Below are 20,733 nucleotides of genomic sequence, written 5' to 3' on the forward strand. Positions count from 1 at the left end.
ACGCGACGTTTAACATGGAGTATCAAATACAAAGACCCAAAACTCGCGTTATTTAATATTTAGCCGGGGTACCAGCTTTTGGAATTGCCTTTCTGATAAACTCCCGTAAATGATCGGTGCTTGTTTTTAAATCCTGTTTTCTTAAGTACATCATGTGGCCACTTCTGTAACCTTCCCAACTGATCCTTCCTTTTAATTTCCCGGCAGGATCCATTTGCCATAAATTATATTTTGCATTGAAATAGTCGCAAGCGCCATCGTAATAACCCGATTGCACCAGCAAATGCAGATAAGGATTGATCGCCATGGCCTGGCGCAGGTTCTCTCCGGTCTGATTGTTTTTATTATCCCACGGATGGACATTGCCAAACATCATATACGGAAAGTCGGTTTTATAGTTCAACTCATTTTTCAAATACATGTTGATCGGCGGTGTAAATGAATGTAGCCAAGAAGTAAGTTCGGCGTTAAAATCAGGACTTTCACCAGCATTCTGTTTGTCGATGCCTTTATACCTTGAATCGAGCCGGCCGATGGTGAACCCTTCATTGCGCAACAACTCTTTCCAAAAAAGATTGGTGCTGATCGAAAGATTATTTTGTAAGATGACTTTTTCTGAAATACCAGAATAGCGCGCCATTTTAGAGGCCAGGGTTTGCTTGGCCGCATCGTCTAAAAGGCTTCCTTTATTAAGCGCAGGAAGCAGCTCATTCATGGTGAAGTTTTCTACTTCCGGCAACATGGCTGTCAAATCTTTTTGTTGCAGATCAGCCGGTTGTTTTTTATGATACCAGGCTGCGGCTGCATAATAAGGTAATAACAATGCAGCGTCCGTTGCGGTTCCTCTTTCTATTCCCAGATCGGTTGGCGATACCAATACAACACCGTTTAAATACATCCAATGCGATTGTTGCAGTTCTAATGCAAGTCCCGAAACCCGCGTGGTTCCATAACTTTCGCCGATCAAAAATTTGGGAGAAGCCCATCTGTCGTATCGGTTTACAAAAGAGTTAACCCAATCACCTAAATATTTGATATCAGCATTTACTCCAAAAAATTTGTCCTTACTAACATCCTTGCCAACGATTCGGGAATAGCCCGTATTAACCGGATCTACATATACAATATCTGTAGCATCTAAAATGGAATATGGGTTTTCGGAATAACCATAAGGCTGTACCGGATAACCTTCTTCATCAATATTTAAAAATGCCGGACCCGTATAACCAATATGCATCCACACCGAAGCGGAACCCGGTCCGCCATTAAAAGAAATAGTGAGCGGCCTGGTACTTTTATCTTTTATATCCGTTCTCTCATAATATACAAAAAACACACCCGCAATAGCTTTGCCATCTGCATCCCAAACAGGCATCGTTCCTGTTGTTGCTTTATAGGGAATGGATTTACCGTTGATAGTAACGGTATGATTGGTGACTACTACTGCATCAGGATTAAACTTTAAATCGGGTGAAACAGATGATGTGTTTGGCTGCACATTATCTACTGTCTTTACAACAGATTTTGATTTGCCATCCTGTGATTGCGCCGCAGCACACATTGTTACTGCACAAAGCAGAAGCGTAGTAATATTTTTTAGCATGAGGGTTCAATTAAAATTGTTGTACCAAAACGCAATTTCAATAATATTTATTTTGTTACCAGCTACAGAATAGATGGCATCGATCTTGCCACGCTCGTTTTATCGTTCCGATTATATGTCATCCTATTTATTTTCCGCAACCGGAAGCTACGCATCTGGCTATTGTAGTTCAGCTCCTTCGGAGCTGTCTGAAACATTGAACCCGAAACTTATTAACCAGTCAAACTTCTTTCACATTATCACATTGGCTAATTAGCTAATTATTTCTCCTATTTCAACACACCCAATTCTTTACCAATTTTAGTAAACGCAGCTATCGCCTTATCCAAATGTTCCTGCTCATGCGCAGCACTAAGTTGCACACGAATTCGAGCCTGTCCTTTTGGAACAACCGGGAAGAAAAAGCCGATAACATACACGCCTTCTTCCAGTAGTTTAGCGGCGAAGTCTGCCGCCAACACTGCATCGCATAGCATAATGGGAACAATAGGATGATCGCCGGGCTTGATGTCAAAACCTGCCGCTGTCATTTTTTCCCGGAAGTATTTGGTATTGTATTCCAGCTTATCGCGCAAATGGGTAGAAGCCGAAAGCATATCCAATACTGCAATGGAAGCACCTACAATGGAAGGAGCTACCGTGTTGCTAAATAAGTAGGGGCGCGACTTCTGGCGCAGCATATCAATAATTTCTTTTCTGCCGGAAGTAAATCCACCTGATGCACCGCCTAAAGCTTTGCCCAGTGTTCCGGTAATAATATCAATCTTGCCCATTACGCCGCGATATTCGTGTGTACCGCGTCCCGTCTTTCCTAAAAAGCCAGATGAATGACATTCGTCAATCATTATAACGGCATCATATTTTTCTGCCAGTTCAACAATTTTATCTAATTGCGCAATCGTGCCGTCCATGCTGAAAGAACCATCGGTTACGATGATCCGGCTGCGACAACCGGCAGCTTCCTGCAATTTAACTTCCAGATCCTGCATGTTATTATGTTCGTAGCGAAAACGCTGCGCCTTACAAAGCCTTACGCCATCAATAATGCTGGCATGGTTTAATGCATCAGATATAATAGCATCCTGATCGTTAAACAACGGTTCAAAAACTCCACCGTTTGCATCGAAAGCTGCTGCATACAATATGGTATCTTCTGTTCCTAAAAATTCAGATATTTTTCTTTCAAGTTCTTTATGAATATCCTGTGTGCCGCAAATAAAACGTACACTACTCATACCGTATCCGTGTGTTTCAATGGCAGCATGAGCTGCTTTGATCACATCAGGATGAGAAGAAAGGCCGAGATAATTGTTGGCACAAAAGTTCAATACTATTTTGCCGTTCACTTCAATTTCTGCCCCTTGCGGACTGTTGATCACCCGTTCGTTTTTATATAAACCGGAGGTCTTGATTTCTTCAACTTCACCTGCTATTCGTTGGGTAAATGTTTCGTTCATAATGTTTTTATTATTGGAATGAATACAAAGCTGACACTTATGCAAATAAAACGCTTTTTTGATAACGACATTATAACAAACGATTGCGCAGAGGGGATTTCTCTTATAAATTCAAATCGTTTGTCCCCGCAGATTTTCGCTGATTTTTTCTGCATGGATTTGCGGTTAAAATCTGTGCCTATCTGTGGTGTATTACAAGAACTCCCTAAAATTGTCCTTATTGATTAACGCAACATCGGTATTGTAGGCTTCTTTAAAGCTTTTAGGTGCCTTGAGCTTTAATTTAGGATTCCATTTTATTTCGTAGCCTTTTATTATCCCGTCTGCATCTTCAATATAATCTACTTCCTGTTGTTGTACGGTTCTCCAAAAATAGCCGCGGGCATTCATTTTTTCATAACGTATTTTTTCTGCCTTTCGGCGATTAAAAAATTTTCCCAAAGCGCACCTTTATCCTGACGCAGATCAAGCGGCGTAAAATTGTTCAATACGGTATTGCGTATACCAGTATCTAAAAAATATATTTTTTGATTGGTTTTGATTTCGTTTCTAAGGTTTCGGCTAAAGCTGCCCAGCCTAAAGATTACGTATGCTTTTTGCAATAAATCAATATATGTGGCTATTGTATTCTTATCCACACCAATTAGCTTTGCCAGCTCATTGTAGCTTACCTCATTACCCAATTGTAATGCCAATGCCTGAAGCAACTTTTCAAGTATTTCAGGTTTACGTATTCCCCGTAAGCCAAAAGGTCTTTATACAAATAGCTGTTCGTAATTTCCTTTAGCGTGTCTTCTTCTTCTCCGGTTCGGTTAATTACATCAGGGTACATTCCATAAATTACTCGCAATTCTAACTGCTGCTGTGCTTTTAAGAACCCCGCATCGCCTTCAAACTCTTTCCACGAAACCGGCCATAATTCATATTCCCATTTGCGCCCGGTTAGCGGTTCTTTTATATGATCAGAAAGTTCCAAAGCTGATGAGCCGCTTACAATTAATTGTACATCTTTAAACGTGTCGGTAATTATTTTTAAAGTGATGCCCACATTTTCTATGCGCTGCGCCTCGTCAATAAATACAATTTTATAATTGCCGATCAAATTTCTTAATTGTTCTGTATTGGCATTGGTGAGTTGATTTTTTACAGTAGGGTCGTCGCAATTCAAAAACAAGTGCTTCTTTTCCGAAAGCATATTTTCTATCAACGTGGTTTTACCCACTTGCCGGTGACCGATAAGTACAATGGCTTTTTTCTTCCCAAATTTTGCTTCTATTTCTTTTTGTATGAAACGAATAATCATAACTCTTCTTCTATTCACCAAAAATACGAATATTTGGTGAATATATTCACCAAAAAGCACAATATTTGGTGAATACGATCCCTGAAAATACTAATATTTGGTGAATAGAGAATTTGGGATTTACTTTTTTTCGTTGTGGGAACGACTGCTTTAGACACAAGTTTGTCTCCAAACCGGGTTTTGATATCATCAACCGCTTTGTATAGATTCAGTTTATTGTGCTGGTCGTTGAAAAGATTCATTTGCATACCACTATCTACCAATTGGCTGAAACGCACGCCAATAAGCCGAACCGGCCGTCCATGTTGATAAACCCTGTCAAATATTTCTTTGGCTTTCTCAATCAATTCATCATCTAATGATGTATAAGGAATGGTTTCCTGCTTATTGGTGGTTTCAAAATCGGCATATCTGAGTTTTACAGTAAGACATCCTGTAAGCTTCTCATCTTGTCTAAGGTCGAAAGCATTCTTTTCAGTAAGCCTCACCAATTGGCTGTGTAAAAAGTCAACACTAGTTTGGTTTTCATGAAAAGTAGTTTCATGGCTCATACTTTTCTGGATCCATTCCGTTTCAAGCTCAGCGCTGCCAATGCCATGTGCCTTGCGCCAGAGATCACGGCCCCATTTACCTAATTTTTTTCTAAAATTTCAACAGGAGTGTGGGCAATGTCTTTGATGGTATGCAAACCAATTGCCCTTAGACGAGGTTCAGTTTGTTTACCTATGCCATTTATTTTTTCAATGCCTAAGGGCCATAAAAAATCTTTCTCTTTACCATGCGGTATTTCCAGGAAGCCGTTTGGTTTGGCTTCGTTAGTAGCCATTTTGCTGATAAATTTGGCAGATGAGAGCCCGCAACTTATAGGTAATCCGGTTTCTTTAATGATATATTCTCTTAGGCCTTGTGTGTATTTACTTACATTAAAAAACTTATCCATGCCGGTAAGGTCGCAATAGAATTCATCTATGGAGGCTTTTTGAAATAAAGGGACTTTAGCCGCAATTATATCCGTTACCATTTTTGAATAGAAACCATACTGCTGATAAGTTCCTTTTAAGACAATCGCCTGCGGACAAAGCTTCATTGCTGTAGCCATTGGCATTGCAGAATGAACGCCAAACTTCCGGGCTTCGTAACTGCAGGTGGATACCACGCCGCGGCTGGCGGTTCCGCCAACAATTACAGGTTTGCCTTTTAGTTCGGGTTTTAATAATAGTTCTACCGAAACAAAAAAAGAATCTAAATCAAAATGGGCGATGTATGATTTTTGCTCATTCACTTGTCAAAATTAATTTTTTAATTTGGTGTTGCTATTGAAATCATAACTCCGTTATAGTTTTTATAAACTGCTACAAAGATGAAATTAACTACATTTATATTCTGCATTTCAGTTCTATCTATTTCCTGTAATAAGGAATCTTCTAATTTAGATAATTGTGATGCCTATGCTATTCAAAAAATGGAATCGGAAGGTTATGTAAAAATAAAAGGTAGGGAAGATTCGCCGAATAATTATTCTGATCTCTCTAAGGGGTATTATAAACAGCAGGTAGTATATGTTCAAAATGGTTATTGCGGTTTAGCCTGCGAAGTGGTACCCAGGTTTTTTAATTGCGATGGAGCGCAAGTAGATGTTGATGCATCAGCAATTAAAACCATTCAACCACTTGGGTATTTTGTGTACCAACCTTAGCAATAAAAACCTGAGTTTTATTTCCTTATTTCAAGGTATTTTTTAATCATTACTATTTGCCCTAAATGGTAGTGTACATGCTCTACCTGTCCCTGAAAGTTTTTATAAGCGCTTGTGTGGCCAGTTAATATGGGGCTAAATAAGTTACCCTCGTCATAACCCTCAATAACGGTTTCCAATTCTCCTGCGGAATGAAGATTGTCTTTCTTCAAAAGAAGCCATTCGTTTTCATTAGTTATGGGTGGAACGTTCATTCCATTTTCTTTATTGATCGTTGAAACAATACCTCGTCCGCGTTGTGCTACAACCCTGTTCCAATAGCTAATATGATGTAACAACATAGCTATGCTATTTGGTGAAAAAGAAGTTTTAGCTATTGCTTGTTGCCAACTAATATCTTTTATAGTATCTGTGATATTTACATCGGTCCAATTGCCGCCGCGATGTACGTCTAAAAGGTGTTGTGCTATGTGATGTTTAAAGCGCATACTCAAATGTACAATGTAACTTCAAGCAGTATTTATAATTTTAAGCTAAATAAATATCCAGCAATCCGTCAGGCAGTGTTACATGCAGCGTTTTAGTTTTAGTATCAGCTTTTACTAGTGTTTCTTCATGCAGGGGGATCAACACTTCTTTTTCCTGAATATGTAAGCGACACAAAATCTGGTGCGGTTGTTCTATAATTTCTTCGATGGTTCCAAGTTCTTTTCCATTATCATTAATTGTGTAACCAATAAAACTAATAACGGCATTTTTAGCAACATGTTTCTCAAAATCTGCGGCTTTTAACCACACTTCTTTTTGAATTAAAGGCTTTGCCACTTCTATGCTATCAACACCTTCTAGCTTAATAAAAGTTTCAGTATCTGTTTTTATTTTTGCGGTTTCTAGAAACCATGGCAAATAGCTACCTGTTTTGTCTTTTATAAAAAAGCTTTCAGATCTTTAAGCGCCGTTTTTTTGCCCAGGGCATGTTTTAGCACCACGTCTCCTTTAAGGCCGTGCGTACCTGCAATTTTGCCAATGCTTATGTATTCTGAAATAGTTGATTGTGACATAATGGATACAAAATAAAGGAAAATAAAAAAGCGACCCGGATTCTCATCAGGATCGCTTTAATTTTTTGTTCCGTAAGCTAATTATGCTTCACTACCTTCAGCGTTATTAGCTTCAGGTGCAGAAGTTTCAGCCTTTGGTTCAGCTACTTTGCGGGGAGCAGCACTTCCAACTCTGCGTCTAGCTTTTCTTTCGTCCATAGCTTTCTGCTGGCGTCTTTTAATGTGCTCTTCATGCTCTGCGCTCCATGTTGTGAATTTCTGCATTGCTGCAGTTTCATCAAACAGACCCAATTTCACACCACGTAGTAAATGCTTCAGGTATAATACACCTTTAAAGCTAAGTATGCGGCGAACAGTATCAGTAGGTGTAGCACCTTTGTTCAACCACTCCAACGCTTTTTGACGATCCAACTCAATAGTAGCAGGAATTGTCAATGGGTTGTAAGTACCTAATTTTTGAATGAATTTTCCGTCACGAGGACTTCTTGCATCAGCAATAACAATGAAGTAAAAAGGTCTTTTTTAGAGCCGTGTCTTTGCAATCTAATTTTAGCTGCCATTTTAAATAGAAATTTAAGGCGTTAAAAAATAATTATTAAATCCAGACCAACAAGGTTTTTGTCCAGTTGATTTGGGGGTCAAAGGTATGTAAACTTTTATGTAACTGCAAACATAAAATGCTCAAAAAAATAATAATTGCAGTTTTTACAATTCATTATGATTTATGTTTTTTAATGAAATACTCAGAAGGGTTTTTTCATCCCACCCAATCCACCTGGCATCATTTTTCCAAAGGCGCCCATCTTATTCATATTTTTCATCATATCGCGCATTTGCTCAAATTGTTTCATAAAAGCATTCACTTCAGCAATGTCTTTACCGCAACCTTGTGCAATGCGTTTACGACGGCTACCATTGATAAGGTCTGGATTAGAACGCTCTTCAAGCGTCATTGAGTCGATGATGGCTTCGATGCCTTTAAAGCTGTCGTCACTAATGTCAAGATCTTTAATCTGTTTACCCACACCGGGGATCATACCCAACAGGTCTTTCATATTACCCATTTTTTTGATCATTTCAAGCTGGGCTTTAAAGTCGGCAAAATCAAATTTATTTTTACGGATCTTGCTTTCAATCTTCTTTGCTTGTTCTTCGTCAAACTGTTGCTGGGCGCGTTCTACAAGCGATGTGATATCGCCCATGCCCAAAATACGTTGCGCCATTCTTTCCGGATAAAAAACATCTAGCGCATCCATTTTTTCGCCGTTGCTAACGAATTTAATGGGTTTGTTAACGGTATATTTAATTGAAATAGCTGCACCACCACGTGTATCGCCATCGAGTTTGGTAAGCACTACGCCGCTAAAGTCGAGCCTTTCGTTAAATGTTTTCGCTGTATTTACTGCATCCTGGCCGGTCATGCTATCTACCACAAAAAGAATTTCCTGTGGGTTTACTGCATTTTTAATGTTGGCTACCTCGTTCATCATTTCCTCATCTACCGCAAGGCGTCCGGCTGTATCTATAATGACAACGTTTTTGTTTTTGCTTTTTGCGCTGGCAACTGCTGCTTTTGCAATGCTAACCGCGTCTTTATTTTCCGGCTCCAAATGCACTTCAACACCAATCTGCTCGCCAAGTACGCGGAGCTGTTCCATCGCCGCAGGCCGGTAAATATCTGCAGCTACTAACAAGGGGTTAAGGCTTTTTTGGGATTTAAGATAATTGGCCAATTTCCCGCTGAAAGTGGTTTTACCACTACCCTGCAAACCTGCTATCAAAATAATTGCGGGGTTGCCTTTAGCATTAAAAGGCGCTTCTTCTCCGCCCATTAATTCTGCCAGTTCGTCCTTTACGATTTTTACCATTAACTGGCCGGGACTAACCGCGTTAATTACCTTTTCGCCAACGGCTTTATCTTTTATTTTATCGGTAAATTCTTTGGCTATTTTATAGTTTACGTCGGCATCTACCAAAGCGCGGCGTATTTCTTTTACAGTGGTTGCAATATTAAGTTCTGTAATTCTTCCCTGGCCTTTTAGGTTTTTAAAGGCGCTGTCTAATTTATCCTGTAAGTTGTTAAACATGTGTCTATTTTATTAAAAACGGAGTGCGAAGATAGATAATAGTCGGGAAGGCGGGAAGTGAGAAAGTCAGGAAGGTGGGAAGTGAGAAAGTTGGAAAGATAATCGTCGTTTATGCAGGATGCCATTTATTCCACAGATGAAGTAATTGCGACGCAATACCGATGCCATATATTGACAGATTGGAGCATCATATTATCCCTGTTTCATGAGGGTTTTAAAAAATAAATTTTGTTTGTTTGATAAATTTTATATAATTGCGACTTATTGAGCATTAATAATTACGTGAAGATGAGTAAACAGAAGTTCACATTGGAGTATCCCGTTCGCTGCTCCCCAACTATATTGTACGAGTTTTTAGCAACTTCAAACGGGTTGGGGAATGGTTTGCCGAGCACGTGGAAGATCGTGACGGTAAATTTTATTTTGGCTGGAACGGAACCTACGAAGAGGCTGATGTTCAGGAGCAGGAAACAGAAAGTTTTATCCGATTTCATTGGACGGGAGCGCCTAAAGACGAGTTTTTTGAATTCAGGATAGATAAATCAGAAATTACTAATCAAACTATTTTGATCATTACTGATTTTGCTGAAAAAAGAGAAATTAAAGACCAGACCCAGCTTTGGGATTATCAGGTAAAGGATTTATTTCACCGTTTGGGAAATTAGCTGTTAGTTGATAGCTGACAGATGACTGAAAGAGGGATAATCCTCAACACTCATTACTCATTATTGACTATTCTTTAACGATATTGATCAGCAATTGAAATTGCTGCATCAGGATTTCTATCGAAGTCTCAATATTTTCTATGCTTGTGCTGACAGCCATTTTAATAAAGTGTGCTTGCTTTATTATTTCTTCAAATTCTTTATTATCCATATTTTTTAATGAAATATATGATGCGCTGGAAACATCGTGTACCCATTCATCGCCGTTGTAACTGATGGCAAATTGATTGCTTTGGAACAGGTGAAATGATTGTATCAATTTTTGAGAGAAGTGTTGCTTCCATTTCCCTGATACGTGAAGCGTAGTGCTGAATGAGCGGCCCCACCAAAACAGGGTTCGGATGGCAAAAATATTTTCTTTGGTAAAACAGCGTGGGTTGTCCAGAACGATCCATGGAAGCCCCAGATAATTTTCGCCGCGCGAAATTTTACCACCAGGTTTTAATACTTCGCCAGGTAGTGAGGAAGTTTTTACAACAGTTTGTTGCCAGGCGCAAAGCTCTTCAAATACATTTTTTATGTGCTTAAGTATTTCATTCTTTGTTAAAATCCATTCGGCGTTGGTAACAAGCGCAATATGCTGGGGCGAAAGCTGTAATTTTGCTGATTGCATTCGGTAAAGATATACTATTAGGAAGGTGAAGAAGTTAGATAAACTAATCATAAAAGCTTTTATTGGTCCGTTTGTGGCCACTTTTTTCATTACCCTTTTTGTGCTTATCATGCAGTTTTTTTGGCTGTGGATAGACGACTTTGTGGGTAAGGGATTGGATGCTGGTACCATTTTTAAATTTATTTGGTACCAAAGTGCTGCGCTTATTCCGTTAGCGCTTCCGCTTTCTGTATTGCTGTCGTCACTTATGACCTTTGGAAACCTGGGAGAAAGTTTTGAATTGGTGGCCATTAAATCAGCAGGGATTTCTTTATTGAGGTTTATGCGTCCGCTTTTTATTGTGGCAAGCTGTATTGCTTTTGGCGCATTCCTGTTTTCAAATTATGTAATCCCAATAGCAAACTTAAAATCGCGCACATTGCTAGCCGATATTGTATTAGCAAAACCGGCTTTTGCTATTAAGGAAGGCGTTTTTTTTGATGGCATTGATAAGTTCGCCATCAAGATTGGTAAAAAAGAAGCGAACGACAGTATTATAAGAGATGTGATCGTTTATCAAAGCGAAGGTAGAAATGGCCTTCAGGATAATTTTCTTGTGGCTAAAGACGGCGTGATGAAACCTTCTGCAGATAAGCGCTATCTGGATATTGTATTTAAAAATGGTTGGCGGTACGAAGAACGTGGTAACCGGGGAGATTCCTCCACCGAATATGTAAGGCTTGGTTTTAAGGAGTATAAAATGCAAATGGACATTAGCGCATTCAACTTTAAGAAGTCTGACGACAGTGCCAATGTTAACAATGAGAAGATGTACAATATGCGGCAGCTGGACGTTGCGATAGACTCCCTGTCTAAATTTACTGAAGACATTTCCAGCAATTTTGAAAACAATATGTTTTCAAACCTTATCATTTTAAACTATAAAGACAGCGTAGTTAAAGGTGTAAAACTGCCCGACTCAATATTGAACTTTAAGAAAAATATTGAGATTTATATGAACCCTAAAAAGGATTCTGTAAAAAAGTAAAAGATTCTTTAGCTACAGTTAAAGCCAGAAAAGATTCAACAAAGCTTGCTGCAAAAAATGAAAGATTAAGAAAAGCGAAACGGAAATCAAGAGCCACAGGTAAACCTTCCACTGATTCTGCCCTTACTAAAAATCCGCAAACAGATACCGCAAAAAAAGCGGGTATTGATACAACTAAGAAAGCCAAAGCAGACAGCACTAAAAAAGATAGCACTGCTAAAATTATTGCACCCCTAAAAAAATCAAAAAAGATCCAAACAGCTTTGATGCACTTATTCCAGACAGTGCTCGTGAGCAAATACGGGATAGGGCAATAAACAATTTGGAGAGTTTGAAAAGCAATCTTGAGATGAATGGAAGCAATATTGTTGAACAGGAAAAAACATTACAGAAGTATAAAATTGAGTGGCATGATAAAATAACATTGGCGCTGGCTTGCTTAGTGTTATTTATGATAGGTGCGCCGCTTGGGTCTATTATACGAAAAGGCGGGCTGGGAATGCCGATGATATTTGCTATTATCTTTTTCATGGTTTTTTATTTTGTAAGAACGCGGGGGCAGAAGCTTGCCCGCGAAATGGAAATGAGCGCCTTTACCGGCATGTGGCTGGCTATATTTGTATTAACACCCATAAGTATTTTCCTTATTTACAAAGCCATGCACGACTCTAACTTATTCAATAAAGAATTCTATACAAGGCTTAAGCGTAAACTATTAAAACGATTGGGGAAGGAGTAGGGAGTAATGAATAATGAATAGTGAATAATGAATAATGAATAGTGAATAATGAATAGTGAATGATGAATCCTACTTGCTACTTACTATTCCCTATTCACCCTTTCTGTCAACTTATACGAAACGGATGTTTATTTTAGACCAAATTTTCTTCGTATAATGCCGATGTGACAGTTGTTTAGACCGATGAGATTGGTCTATTACAAATGTCCAATCGGTATTACATCTTTCAACTTTTCAACTCTCAACTATATGAAGCAAACGGCTCCACAGCGGCAGAATTTCAGAATGCAAAGATGGGTGGCAGTGGTTTCGGTTGTTTTATTGGCAGTAAAATTTGTTGCTTATTATTATACATCATCTGTGGCTGTTTTGACAGACGCCATGGAAAGTATTGTAAACGTAATAGCTGGTCTGATAGGTCTTTATAGCTTATATGTTGCAGCACAACCAAGAGATCAGAATCATCCTTACGGACACGGCAAAGCTGAATTTTTGTCTGCTGCAATCGAAGGTATTTTAATCGGCATTGCAGGAATTTTTATTTTATATGAGGCCATATATAAACTTGTCTTTCCAGAAGCCATAAAAAAAACAGATATAGGAATTATTTTGATAGGAGCAACGGCTGTGATCAATTATGCATTGGGTGTTTTTTGTGTTCGCCTTGGCAGGAAAAATAATTCTTTGGCGCTTGAAGCCAGTGGAAAACATTTACAAACAGATACCTATTCAACCATCGCTGTAATTATTGGATTGATCATTATGCATTTTACGCAATTAATATGGGTTGATGCTGTTGTTGCTATTTTGCTGTCGCTTTTTATTATCTATACATCTTATCATATAACCAGAAGATCGATAGCCGGAATAATGGATGAAGCAGATACAAGCCTGCTTACAGATATGGTCGATTTAATTAACCGCAACCGAAGCAATAACTGGGTAGATATGCATAACCTGCGCGTGATTAAATATGGCAGCATTTTGCATATTGATGCACATCTTACTGTGCCCTGGTATTTTACAGTAAAGCAGGCGCATCATGAAGTAGATATTTTTTCTGACCTGATCCGAAAAAATTATGGTGCTTCTTTGGAATTATTTATTCATTCTGACGGTTGCATCGAAGGGCCTCAATGCCCTATTTGTATCAATGCAGACTGCCCGGTACGTAAACAAGTTTTTACAAAGAAAATAGAGTGGACACTCGAAAATGTTTTAAAAAATAAAAGACATAATACTCAAACTACATCATTAATTTTGTAGACTTGTATATATGCTTACCAAAAAATCGCAATACGCCTTTAAAGCACTGACTTATCTGGCTGATAAGCAAAAGGATGGTCCTGTGTTGATATCAGAAATATCTCAACAAAAAAATACCACTTAAGTTTTTGGAGAACATCTTGCTTGAACTAAAAAAGCAGAGATACTCGACAGTAAAAAAGGAAAAGGCGGCGGCTATTTTTTTAAAGTAGATCCTTCTTCTATTAAAATGGCTAAAATAATTCGTTTAATAGATGGGCCGATTGCCATGCTACCCTGTGTAAGCCTTTATTTTTACGAGCGATGTAAAAACTGTAATGAAAAGCATTGTGGTTTGCATGATGTAATGGTGCAGGTACGCGATGCCACATTAAGTATTTTAGAAAACCGAACACTGGCTGATTTGAGAGATTAATTTCTTATATTGCGGAAAGATTTGGACAGGTGCTAACTTATTGCTTTAAAAACCTATTACTGCTTAGCTGTGTTATAACCTTGAAGAATTGCAACTTATGTAAATTACAAATCTAAAGTTATATGAAGAGATAACTCCCCGTATTCTAATTACAGGTGGCATGCTTGAACGGAACTGTATTCATGACTGTCGCCCGTCTGCTTTTTTGTTAACTGCTTTACTGGTTTTTGCGTAGAACTAAGTAATTAAAGTTCGTATGTAATTCCAAAAAATCCTATGGATTATTGAATGCTTATGCCATCATGAGAAACTTAAACAACAGCTATATGAAGTATTATTTCACATCACTCCAATCTGTGTTTTGGATAAAAATAACACATGCAAAACGAACAGCTTTTACAGTTTTTCTTTTTTTATGTCGCTCAGTGCATTTGCTCAAAACAAGTTTTCTGTATCAGGTAAAGTCGTCAATAACACAGGACAACCGGCTATTGGTGTTAGCGTTGTTGAAAAGGGGACCCGTGTAGCGACGGTAACTGGAGAGGAGGGTAATTTTAATATTACAATTTCTTCTGGCAATGCCACTTTAGTGTTTTCATCTGTGGAATATGAAACCAAAGAGGTTGGCGTTAATAGCCAACCCTATATTAATGTCGAATTGATCAGGAAAGATGGTGGTATGGAAGAAGTAGTGGTTACAGCGCTGGGTATAAAGCGTGAGAAAAAAGCGCTTACTTATGCTTCGCAATCAGTTGGCGGTGAGGAAATGAGAAAAGCCGCAAACATCAACTTTATGGACGCATTGAGCGGCAAAGCTGCTGGTATAGACATCGCTACCAGTAGTTCGGGTGCTGGAGGCTCTACGAGAGCTGTTTTACGTGGTAGCAAATCCCTTACCGGGCTTAGCGAGCCTTTGTATGTAATTGACGGTATTCCAATGGTAAACAATAAAGGCGGACAACCGGGTTCATACGGAGGTACCGATCAGGGTGACGGGCTTTCGGCTATTAATCCTGGCGATATTGAAACCATGACTGTTTTAAGAGGGGCTAATGCTTCTATTTTGTACGGAAGCCAGGGCGCTAACGGCGTCGTTATCATAACTACCAAAAAAGGTAAGAATGGAAAAGCCGTTGTAAATTTTAACTCGAACACCGTTTTTGACAAGGTTACCAGTTTGCCGGAGTTTCAATATAAATACGGAGCAAGTGGGAAAGACTATAGCTGGGATACAGATGCAGGAAATTATCAAAGTGGTTATATAGAGGATTTTTTCAAAACCGGCATAAACACAACCAATGGTATTTCTGTAGCTGGTGGCAATGATAAAACTACTGCTTTCTTTTCGTATGGCAACACTTATGCAACGGGAGTAATGCCAACAAATACTTACAACAGAAATAACTTCACTTTCAATCAATCTACGAAATTATTCGACGACAAAATTACTATCAGCTCTAATGTAATGCTTAGTTCGGAATTGTCTCGAAACCGCCCTGGTGCCGGATATTATAATAATCCGCTTACCGGATTATATTTATTTGCCCGGGAAAGAGATTTTGATTATTTCAAAAACAATTATCAGGTATTTGACAGTACAAGGAATTTATACAAAATGAATTGGTATTCTTCCGAAGAAAAACAGAACAATCCATATTGGGAAATTAATAAGAACTCCAAGCTTTTTAAAACCAGCCGCTTAATTGCCAGCGTAAAAGTAGCGTACGAAATTGACGATCATTTTAAATTTGAAACACGTGGCAATATTGACTATGCAAATAAACTCTTTGACAACCGTTATGCGGCGGCAGGAAACGCAGTAAGTGTAAGCCCTAACGGAAGTTGGAATTATGCAAAATATAATGATCAGTCGATTTACACAGATGGAATTTTGAGTTATAATAAAGTTTTTGGAAATTTTAGCTTGTCTGCGCTTGCTGGAGCCAGTTATCAACGAATGGTTTTTAATGATGGAATGAATGTATCAACCGGCACAGTTGCCTTACAATATCCCAACGTTTTTACCTTTGCTAATATCCCATATAATATAGTTTTTAATCAAACCATCAATAGGGTTATTAAGCAGGGGCTTTTTGCTAACGCCACCATTGGGTTTAAGGATATGGTATATCTGGATTTAGCAGGCCGTAACGACTGGGCTTCTACGCTGGCACTTACCGGCAATCAGTCTTATTTTTATCCGGCAGTTGGTATTTCGGCTATTATAAGCGAGATGTTTGACATGCCCCAAAGCATTTCCTTTTTAAAAGTAAGAGCATCCACTACAAAAACAGCGAATGAAGTTCCGTTTAATTCGGTAAATCCTTATAATACTATAGGCGGTGCGGGTGGACCAACAGGTATTGGTGGTATTACCAGAAACACGCAAGTGCCTTTTACCAACCTACAGCCAGAGCAAATTACCAGTAATGAGTACGGTCTTGAAATGAGGTTATTCAAAAGCAGGCTGGGACTGGACGTTACTTACTATTCGGGCGCAAGCACTAATCAGTTTCTACGCTTACCGGCTCCTTCCGGCTCAGGATTTACCGTTTATTTTGTGAACGCCGGTAAAATTACCAACAAAGGATTTGAGATTTCGGTAAATGGAGATATCATCAGAAACGACCGCTTATTATGGAGTTCCACGGTAAACATGTCGCGCAACATCAATAAAATAGTTGAATTGATTCCATCTAATCCCGATTATCAAGTAGGAGGAAACAGCGAAGGGTTTGCCTCCATTATCAAGGCAGGTGGTTCTTTCAATGATTTGTACATCTTCAAATTTGCGAGGAACGATGCCGGGCAGATTATTTTGGACGCTAATGGAAAGCCAACAAAGGCGGCTAAACAGGAAAAAGTGGGCAATCTAAACCCTGATTTTCTGTTGGGGTGGAATAATACGGTTAACTATAAAAACTTTTCTTTAAGCGCCCTGATAAATGGCAAGTTTGGTGGAAAAGCATTTTCTAAAACAGAAGCATTCCTCGACTCTTATGGCGTAAGCGAAAGAACAGCTGATGCAAGAGATGCAGGCACCATCCCAATTAATGCAATAAAAGGTACAGCTCCTGTTACCTCGATAGAGCCAGCGCTTTACTATTCTACCATTGGCGACAGGAACGGTATCATGGAGCCTTATGTGTTTTCCAGAACCAATGTGCGTTTAGCCCAGTTGGTTTTGGGGTATAGTTTTGTGATGAAAAATACCGAAGGCTTCATTAAAGACGCTTCAGTTTCGCTTATAGGTAGAAACCTGTTTTTCCTTTACAAAAAAGCTCCTTACGATCCAGAACAGGCGATGAGTACCAATATCTTCACACAAGGAAATGATGTATTTGCTGTTCCTCCAACCAAGTCTTACGGGGTAAGCTTCAAACTTACATTTTAAATCATTGAGTGATGAATTTTAAAAGATTATTAATGAACACAAATGAAATGAGCCTTCAAAAAGCGATTAGGCTTTTGCGGCAAATTTTATGTGTTAATAAAAATATACGAATGAAAAAGCTAATTATAGCAGCAACCCTTTTAGTAGCATTGGGCTCCTGCACAAAAAACTTTGAATCATTTAACCAAAATCCACACGAAATATCTGACGAATCGCTTCGACAGGATTTCAACCTGCTGGGGTCGCCTTTTTCCGGTTTAATGTTCAATCTTTTTGGACACCAGATTGAGGAAGATTTATGTTATGATAACTGGATGGGGTATATGGGCACGCCTACGCCTTTCGTAAGTAATGTAAATAATACAACGTATTACATACGATGGAATTCTTATTGGAACAGGGTTTACAATAACGTGATGTCCCCTTCCAAGCAGGTAATTGAATTGGCTCAGGCAGATAATTTACCGCTCTTCGCCACATGGGCCAAACTTGTCAGAATATTGTCGATGTCTAAATTGACGGCTCTTCACGGACCCGTTATTTACTCTAATTACGGATCTAGAGAGAATCTCATTCTTTACGACAGCGAATCTGATTTATACAATTTGTTTTTTAAACAGTTAGACTCTATTCAATCCGACTTTGCGGCTAATACAAGTTACGGAAGCTTTAAGAAATTTGACCCCTCTTATGGCGGAGATATCAACAGTTGGATGAAAGTAGTTAATTCTCTCAGGCTAAGATTGGCTATGCGCATATCAAAAGTAGCGCCTGCAATTGCTAAAATACAAGGCGAAAAGGCAATGGACGATCCGGTCTTATAGAAAACAATCAGGATAATTTTAACGTATCGCTTATCGGAAATAAAATGCCGGTAGCAGTAATCTCATTCGAATGGAATGATACAAGAATGGGCGCGGTAATAGAATCTTATCTTGGCGGACTAAAGGATGGAAGGGTTTCAAAGTTTTTTTCAACAACTTCTAAAGCCAATCTTTACGCCGATCACTCTTCTTTTCCTTACAAAGGCATTCGCAATGGAGCTTATGTTGATGTTAAAGATCAACGGGTAGATTTTTCCAGAGTGTCTGAAGATTTTCAAACCATACAAACAAGAAGGGCCTTTACTGCCGCCGAAGTAAAGTTTCTTAAAGCTGAAGCAGGCCTTAGAGGCTGGGCGGGTGCCGGCGATCCCAAAACCAATTATGAAGACGGGGTTAGGCTTTCCTTTGCTGATTGGGGTGCTGGCGGTGTTGATGCTTACTTGGCAGATAACACAAGTAAGCCTTGGGATTATGTTGACCCGATAGATGCGCGAAATAATTTTACATCTGCATCTACTGTTACCGTGGCTTGGAACAATGCTGATAACAACGAGCTAAAACTGGAAAAAATTATGACCCAGAAATGGATTAATAATTTTACCAACACACTCGAATCATGGGTCGATTTCAGAAGAACAGGCTATCCCAAAATTCCACATGTAGCCAGAAACGACAGCAGCCCCGACTGGGGTGTAATTGCAGCCGATCAATGGATAAAAAGATTACCTTTTCTCGATGCGGAAAGAACAGGAAACCCCAATGGCGTAGCTGATGCAACCACTAAATTGGGTGCTGGCGCTAAAGACGATATTGCCACCCGTTTATGGTGGGATACGGGCGGCGCTAATTTTTAAGTTGGATTTTTTAGGTTAGAAAATAGAAGCAGGCCGGGTTAAATTTTTGATCCGGCCTTTTTTAGAGAGATATTGTTCAAGTAAAATGCGTCCTTCTCATAACCCCCTAAAACTGAATAATCCCTGCCTCAAACCAGCATTTTTTTAATATTACCCTACCAACTTTGTAGGTTTTGAAAAATGGCCTATATTTGCATTCCACATTTAAAATTATACTATTATGTCATTAAGATTAGGCGATATCGCACCAGATTTTACGGCGCAATCAACAGAGGGTGAAATAAAATTTCACGAGTTTTTAGGTGATGGTTGGGGTATATTGTTTTCTCACCCTGCAGATTACACACCTGTTTGTACTACAGAGCTTGGTAAAACTGCGTTGCTGAAAGAAGAATTTGCAAAACGCAATACCAAAGTTTTGGCAGTAAGTGTTGATCCGCTGGATAGCCACATTGGCTGGAAAGACGATATCAACGAAACGCAAAACGTATCAGTTGAATTTCCTATTCTTGCTGATCCCGATAAAAATATTGCTACTTTGTATGATATGATCCACCCAAATGCTTCTGAAAAAGCAACAGTGCGTTCCTTATTCATCATCGGGCCAGATAAAAAAGTTAAACTAATTATCACTTATCCTGCTTCTACTGGTAGAAATTTCACAGAAGTACTTCGTGTGTTAGATTCGCTGCAACTTACAGCAAATCACAGCGTAGCAACTCCTGCAGACTGGAAGCATGGTGAAGATGTAATTGTGGTACCTGCTATCAGCACAGAAGACGCTATTAAAAAATTCCCTAAAGGTGTAAAAGAGGTAAAACCTTACCTTCGCTACACTCCACAACCAAATATTTAATTGGTTGTTAATAATTGATAGTTCATTGCTGATGGAACTGTATATTTTAGATAAAGCCATCGCTATGAACTATTAATTATTAAAATAGCTATCTCGAAAATGTTTACAGAATCTCAAATAAGCGATATCGAAAACGCTTCTCTTGCAGAAGCGATCGAAATGGTATTAAATCAGTTTCCTACAGAAACTGTTTTCCACTTCTTTAGGTCAGGAAGATCAGGTGCTTACGCACGTAATTGCCCGAAACAATTTACCGGTAAAAATTTTCACACTCGATACAGGCCGGTTGTTTTATGAACATTACGACCTGCTCGAAAAAACAAATGCCCGATACAAAACCAATATTCAGGTATATTTTCCTCAAGGTCCCGATGTCGAAAAATTTGTCAACGAAAAAGGCGTAAATGCTTTTTACGAATCGGTTGAAAACCGCAAGGAATGCTGCTTTATACGCAAGGTAAAACCATTGAATCGCGCGTTGGAAGGAGCAAAGGTTTGGATCACCGGCCTTCGCGCCGAGCAGTCCGAAAACAGGCAAGACATGAAAATGCTGGAGTGGGATGAAGGCCGCCAGTTATACAAGTTCAATCCTTTAATTCATTGGTCTTACGATCAAATGATCGATTTTATTAAGGAAAATAATATTCCTTATAATCCGCTACACGACAAAGGTTTTGTTAGCATTGGTTGTGCACCCTGCACCCGCGCTATCGAGCCTGGTGAAGATGCACGTGCTGGTCGTTGGTGGTGGGAGGTTTCGCATAAAGAATGCGGGCTTCACGTTAATAGCTAAAATAATTTTGGGCCCGGCTG

The 20,733-nt window shown here is 39.1% G+C and carries 22 protein-coding genes and 2 pseudogenes; 11 read left to right on the top strand and 13 right to left on the bottom strand.

Going from position 1 to position 20,733, the window contains the following annotated elements; genetic code table 11:
- Positions 1–52: 52 nt before the first annotated feature.
- From MKP09_RS21975 to MKP09_RS22005, 7 genes are all read right to left on the bottom strand, one after another.
- Positions 53–1,603, bottom strand: a complete 1,551-nt coding sequence (locus MKP09_RS21975) for a S10 family peptidase (protein WP_240832521.1) — start codon at positions 1,601–1,603, stop codon at positions 53–55.
- 269 nt (positions 1,604–1,872) lie between these two features.
- Positions 1,873–3,060, bottom strand: coding sequence for a glycine C-acetyltransferase (gene kbl, locus MKP09_RS21980; RefSeq protein WP_240832523.1), 1,188 nt, complete (start codon positions 3,058–3,060; stop codon positions 1,873–1,875).
- Between the two features lie 192 nt (positions 3,061–3,252).
- Positions 3,253–3,450, bottom strand: coding sequence for a DUF4143 domain-containing protein (locus MKP09_RS21985; protein ID WP_240832525.1), 198 nt, complete (start codon positions 3,448–3,450; stop codon positions 3,253–3,255).
- On the bottom strand, positions 3,447–3,755 hold the full coding sequence (locus MKP09_RS21990) for a DUF4143 domain-containing protein (protein ID WP_240832527.1): 309 nt from the start codon (positions 3,753–3,755) through the stop codon (positions 3,447–3,449). Before MKP09_RS21990 ends, MKP09_RS21985 begins: the two co-directional genes overlap by 4 nt.
- Positions 3,728–4,363, bottom strand: coding sequence for an ATP-binding protein (locus MKP09_RS21995; protein WP_240832529.1), 636 nt, complete (start codon positions 4,361–4,363; stop codon positions 3,728–3,730). The genes MKP09_RS21990 and MKP09_RS21995 overlap by 28 nt, the downstream gene beginning before the upstream one ends.
- Before the next feature lie 14 nt (positions 4,364–4,377).
- Positions 4,378–4,914 carry a DinB/UmuC family translesion DNA polymerase gene (locus MKP09_RS22000; RefSeq protein WP_240832531.1) on the bottom strand — a complete coding sequence of 179 codons (537 nt, stop codon included), beginning with the start codon at positions 4,912–4,914 and terminating at the stop codon, positions 4,378–4,380.
- Between the two features lie 80 nt (positions 4,915–4,994).
- Positions 4,995–5,645: a DNA polymerase Y family protein gene (locus MKP09_RS22005; protein ID WP_240832533.1), complete on the bottom strand. Its 651-nt coding sequence runs from the start codon at positions 5,643–5,645 to the stop codon at positions 4,995–4,997.
- 78 nt (positions 5,646–5,723) lie between these two features.
- On the opposite strand from MKP09_RS22005, the gene MKP09_RS22010 reads away from it, so the two are divergent.
- Complete coding sequence (locus MKP09_RS22010) at positions 5,724–6,059, top strand: hypothetical protein (protein ID WP_240832535.1); 336 nt, start codon at positions 5,724–5,726, stop codon at positions 6,057–6,059.
- Positions 6,060–6,076: 17 nt separating this feature from the next.
- On the opposite strand, the gene MKP09_RS22015 is transcribed toward MKP09_RS22010, so the two are convergent.
- From MKP09_RS22015 to ffh, 5 genes are all read right to left on the bottom strand, one after another.
- Entirely contained in the window at positions 6,077–6,547 is a 471-nt protein-coding gene (locus MKP09_RS22015; protein WP_240832537.1) for a DinB family protein, read from the bottom strand.
- Positions 6,548–6,587: 40 nt separating this feature from the next.
- Positions 6,588–6,965 (bottom strand): ribosome maturation factor RimM, encoded by a 378-nt coding sequence (locus tag MKP09_RS22020; RefSeq protein WP_240832539.1) that lies wholly within the window; start codon positions 6,963–6,965, stop codon positions 6,588–6,590.
- Positions 6,966–6,985: 20 nt separating this feature from the next.
- The gene (locus tag MKP09_RS26905) at positions 6,986–7,120 is read right to left on the bottom strand and encodes a ribosome maturation factor RimM (RefSeq protein WP_262915574.1); all 135 of its coding nucleotides are present in this window, start codon (positions 7,118–7,120) and stop codon (positions 6,986–6,988) included.
- 81 nt (positions 7,121–7,201) lie between these two features.
- The gene (gene rpsP, locus MKP09_RS27620; RefSeq protein ID WP_317235474.1) at positions 7,202–7,624 is read right to left on the bottom strand and encodes a 30S ribosomal protein S16; all 423 of its coding nucleotides are present in this window, start codon (positions 7,622–7,624) and stop codon (positions 7,202–7,204) included.
- 239 nt (positions 7,625–7,863) lie between these two features.
- On the bottom strand, positions 7,864–9,207 hold the full coding sequence (gene ffh / locus MKP09_RS22030) for a signal recognition particle protein (protein ID WP_240832541.1): 1,344 nt from the start codon (positions 9,205–9,207) through the stop codon (positions 7,864–7,866).
- Between the two features lie 288 nt (positions 9,208–9,495).
- Between ffh and MKP09_RS22035 the strand changes: the two are divergent.
- Positions 9,496–9,872, top strand: a pseudogene (locus tag MKP09_RS22035) (START-like domain-containing protein).
- A 67-nt stretch (positions 9,873–9,939) separates the two neighbouring features.
- Here MKP09_RS22035 and MKP09_RS22040 read toward each other — a convergent pair.
- Positions 9,940–10,545, bottom strand: coding sequence for a hypothetical protein (locus tag MKP09_RS22040; protein ID WP_240832544.1), 606 nt, complete (start codon positions 10,543–10,545; stop codon positions 9,940–9,942).
- Between the two features lie 25 nt (positions 10,546–10,570).
- Between MKP09_RS22040 and MKP09_RS22045 the strand changes: the two genes are divergently transcribed.
- The 9 genes and pseudogenes from MKP09_RS22045 to MKP09_RS22085 all read left to right on the top strand — a co-directional run bounded on the left by MKP09_RS22045 (position 10,571) and on the right by MKP09_RS22085 (position 20,713).
- Positions 10,571–11,572 (top strand): LptF/LptG family permease, encoded by a 1,002-nt coding sequence (locus tag MKP09_RS22045; protein WP_240832546.1) that lies wholly within the window; start codon positions 10,571–10,573, stop codon positions 11,570–11,572.
- A 331-nt stretch (positions 11,573–11,903) separates the two neighbouring features.
- Positions 11,904–12,311, top strand: a complete 408-nt coding sequence (locus MKP09_RS22050; protein WP_240832547.1) for an LptF/LptG family permease — start codon at positions 11,904–11,906, stop codon at positions 12,309–12,311.
- A gap of 249 nt (positions 12,312–12,560) precedes the next feature.
- Positions 12,561–13,577: a cation diffusion facilitator family transporter gene (locus MKP09_RS22055; protein WP_240832549.1), complete on the top strand. Its 1,017-nt coding sequence runs from the start codon at positions 12,561–12,563 to the stop codon at positions 13,575–13,577.
- 163 nt (positions 13,578–13,740) lie between these two features.
- Positions 13,741–13,992 (top strand): RrF2 family transcriptional regulator, encoded by a 252-nt coding sequence (locus MKP09_RS22060; RefSeq protein WP_240833359.1) that lies wholly within the window; start codon positions 13,741–13,743, stop codon positions 13,990–13,992.
- Positions 13,993–14,407: 415 nt separating this feature from the next.
- Complete coding sequence (locus tag MKP09_RS22065; RefSeq protein WP_240832551.1) at positions 14,408–17,386, top strand: SusC/RagA family TonB-linked outer membrane protein; 2,979 nt, start codon at positions 14,408–14,410, stop codon at positions 17,384–17,386.
- Between the two features lie 110 nt (positions 17,387–17,496).
- Positions 17,497–19,064: pseudogene (locus MKP09_RS22070) on the top strand (SusD/RagB family nutrient-binding outer membrane lipoprotein).
- Positions 19,065–19,284: 220 nt separating this feature from the next.
- Positions 19,285–19,920: a peroxiredoxin gene (locus MKP09_RS22075; RefSeq protein ID WP_240832553.1), complete on the top strand. Its 636-nt coding sequence runs from the start codon at positions 19,285–19,287 to the stop codon at positions 19,918–19,920.
- 99 nt (positions 19,921–20,019) lie between these two features.
- Positions 20,020–20,217, top strand: a complete 198-nt coding sequence (locus MKP09_RS27625) for a hypothetical protein (protein WP_240833387.1) — start codon at positions 20,020–20,022, stop codon at positions 20,215–20,217.
- The gene (locus MKP09_RS22085) at positions 20,141–20,713 is read left to right on the top strand and encodes a phosphoadenylyl-sulfate reductase (protein ID WP_240832555.1); all 573 of its coding nucleotides are present in this window, start codon (positions 20,141–20,143) and stop codon (positions 20,711–20,713) included. Before MKP09_RS27625 ends, MKP09_RS22085 begins: the two co-directional genes overlap by 77 nt.
- The last annotated feature ends 20 nt before the right edge of the window (positions 20,714–20,733 follow it).

This window comes from Paraniabella ginsengisoli (genome assembly GCF_022513635.1).
GTDB lineage: Bacteria > Bacteroidota > Bacteroidia > Chitinophagales > Chitinophagaceae > Niabella > Niabella ginsengisoli.

Excerpts from the sequence above, each read along its gene's own strand:
- MKP09_RS21975 (WP_240832521.1), bottom strand. The coding sequence starts at position 1,603 with ATGCTAAAAAATATTACTACGCTTCTGCTTTGTGCAGTAACAATGTGT.
- kbl (WP_240832523.1), bottom strand. The coding sequence starts at position 3,060 with ATGAACGAAACATTTACCCAACGAATAGCAGGTGAAGTTGAAGAAATC.
- MKP09_RS21985 (WP_240832525.1), bottom strand. The coding sequence starts at position 3,450 with ATGAATGCCCGCGGCTATTTTTGGAGAACCGTACAACAACAGGAAGTA.
- MKP09_RS21995 (WP_240832529.1), bottom strand. The coding sequence starts at position 4,363 with ATGATTATTCGTTTCATACAAAAAGAAATAGAAGCAAAATTTGGGAAG.
- MKP09_RS22000 (WP_240832531.1), bottom strand. The coding sequence starts at position 4,914 with ATGAGCCATGAAACTACTTTTCATGAAAACCAAACTAGTGTTGACTTT.
- MKP09_RS22010 (WP_240832535.1), top strand. The coding sequence starts at position 5,724 with ATGAAATTAACTACATTTATATTCTGCATTTCAGTTCTATCTATTTCC.
- MKP09_RS22015 (WP_240832537.1), bottom strand. The coding sequence starts at position 6,547 with ATGCGCTTTAAACATCACATAGCACAACACCTTTTAGACGTACATCGC.
- MKP09_RS26905 (WP_262915574.1), bottom strand. The coding sequence starts at position 7,120 with ATGTCACAATCAACTATTTCAGAATACATAAGCATTGGCAAAATTGCA.
- ffh (WP_240832541.1), bottom strand. The coding sequence starts at position 9,207 with ATGTTTAACAACTTACAGGATAAATTAGACAGCGCCTTTAAAAACCTA.
- MKP09_RS22040 (WP_240832544.1), bottom strand. The coding sequence starts at position 10,545 with ATGCAATCAGCAAAATTACAGCTTTCGCCCCAGCATATTGCGCTTGTT.
- MKP09_RS22055 (WP_240832549.1), top strand. The coding sequence starts at position 12,561 with ATGAAGCAAACGGCTCCACAGCGGCAGAATTTCAGAATGCAAAGATGG.
- MKP09_RS22065 (WP_240832551.1), top strand. The coding sequence starts at position 14,408 with ATGTCGCTCAGTGCATTTGCTCAAAACAAGTTTTCTGTATCAGGTAAA.
- MKP09_RS22075 (WP_240832553.1), top strand. The coding sequence starts at position 19,285 with ATGTCATTAAGATTAGGCGATATCGCACCAGATTTTACGGCGCAATCA.
- MKP09_RS27625 (WP_240833387.1), top strand. The coding sequence starts at position 20,020 with ATGTTTACAGAATCTCAAATAAGCGATATCGAAAACGCTTCTCTTGCA.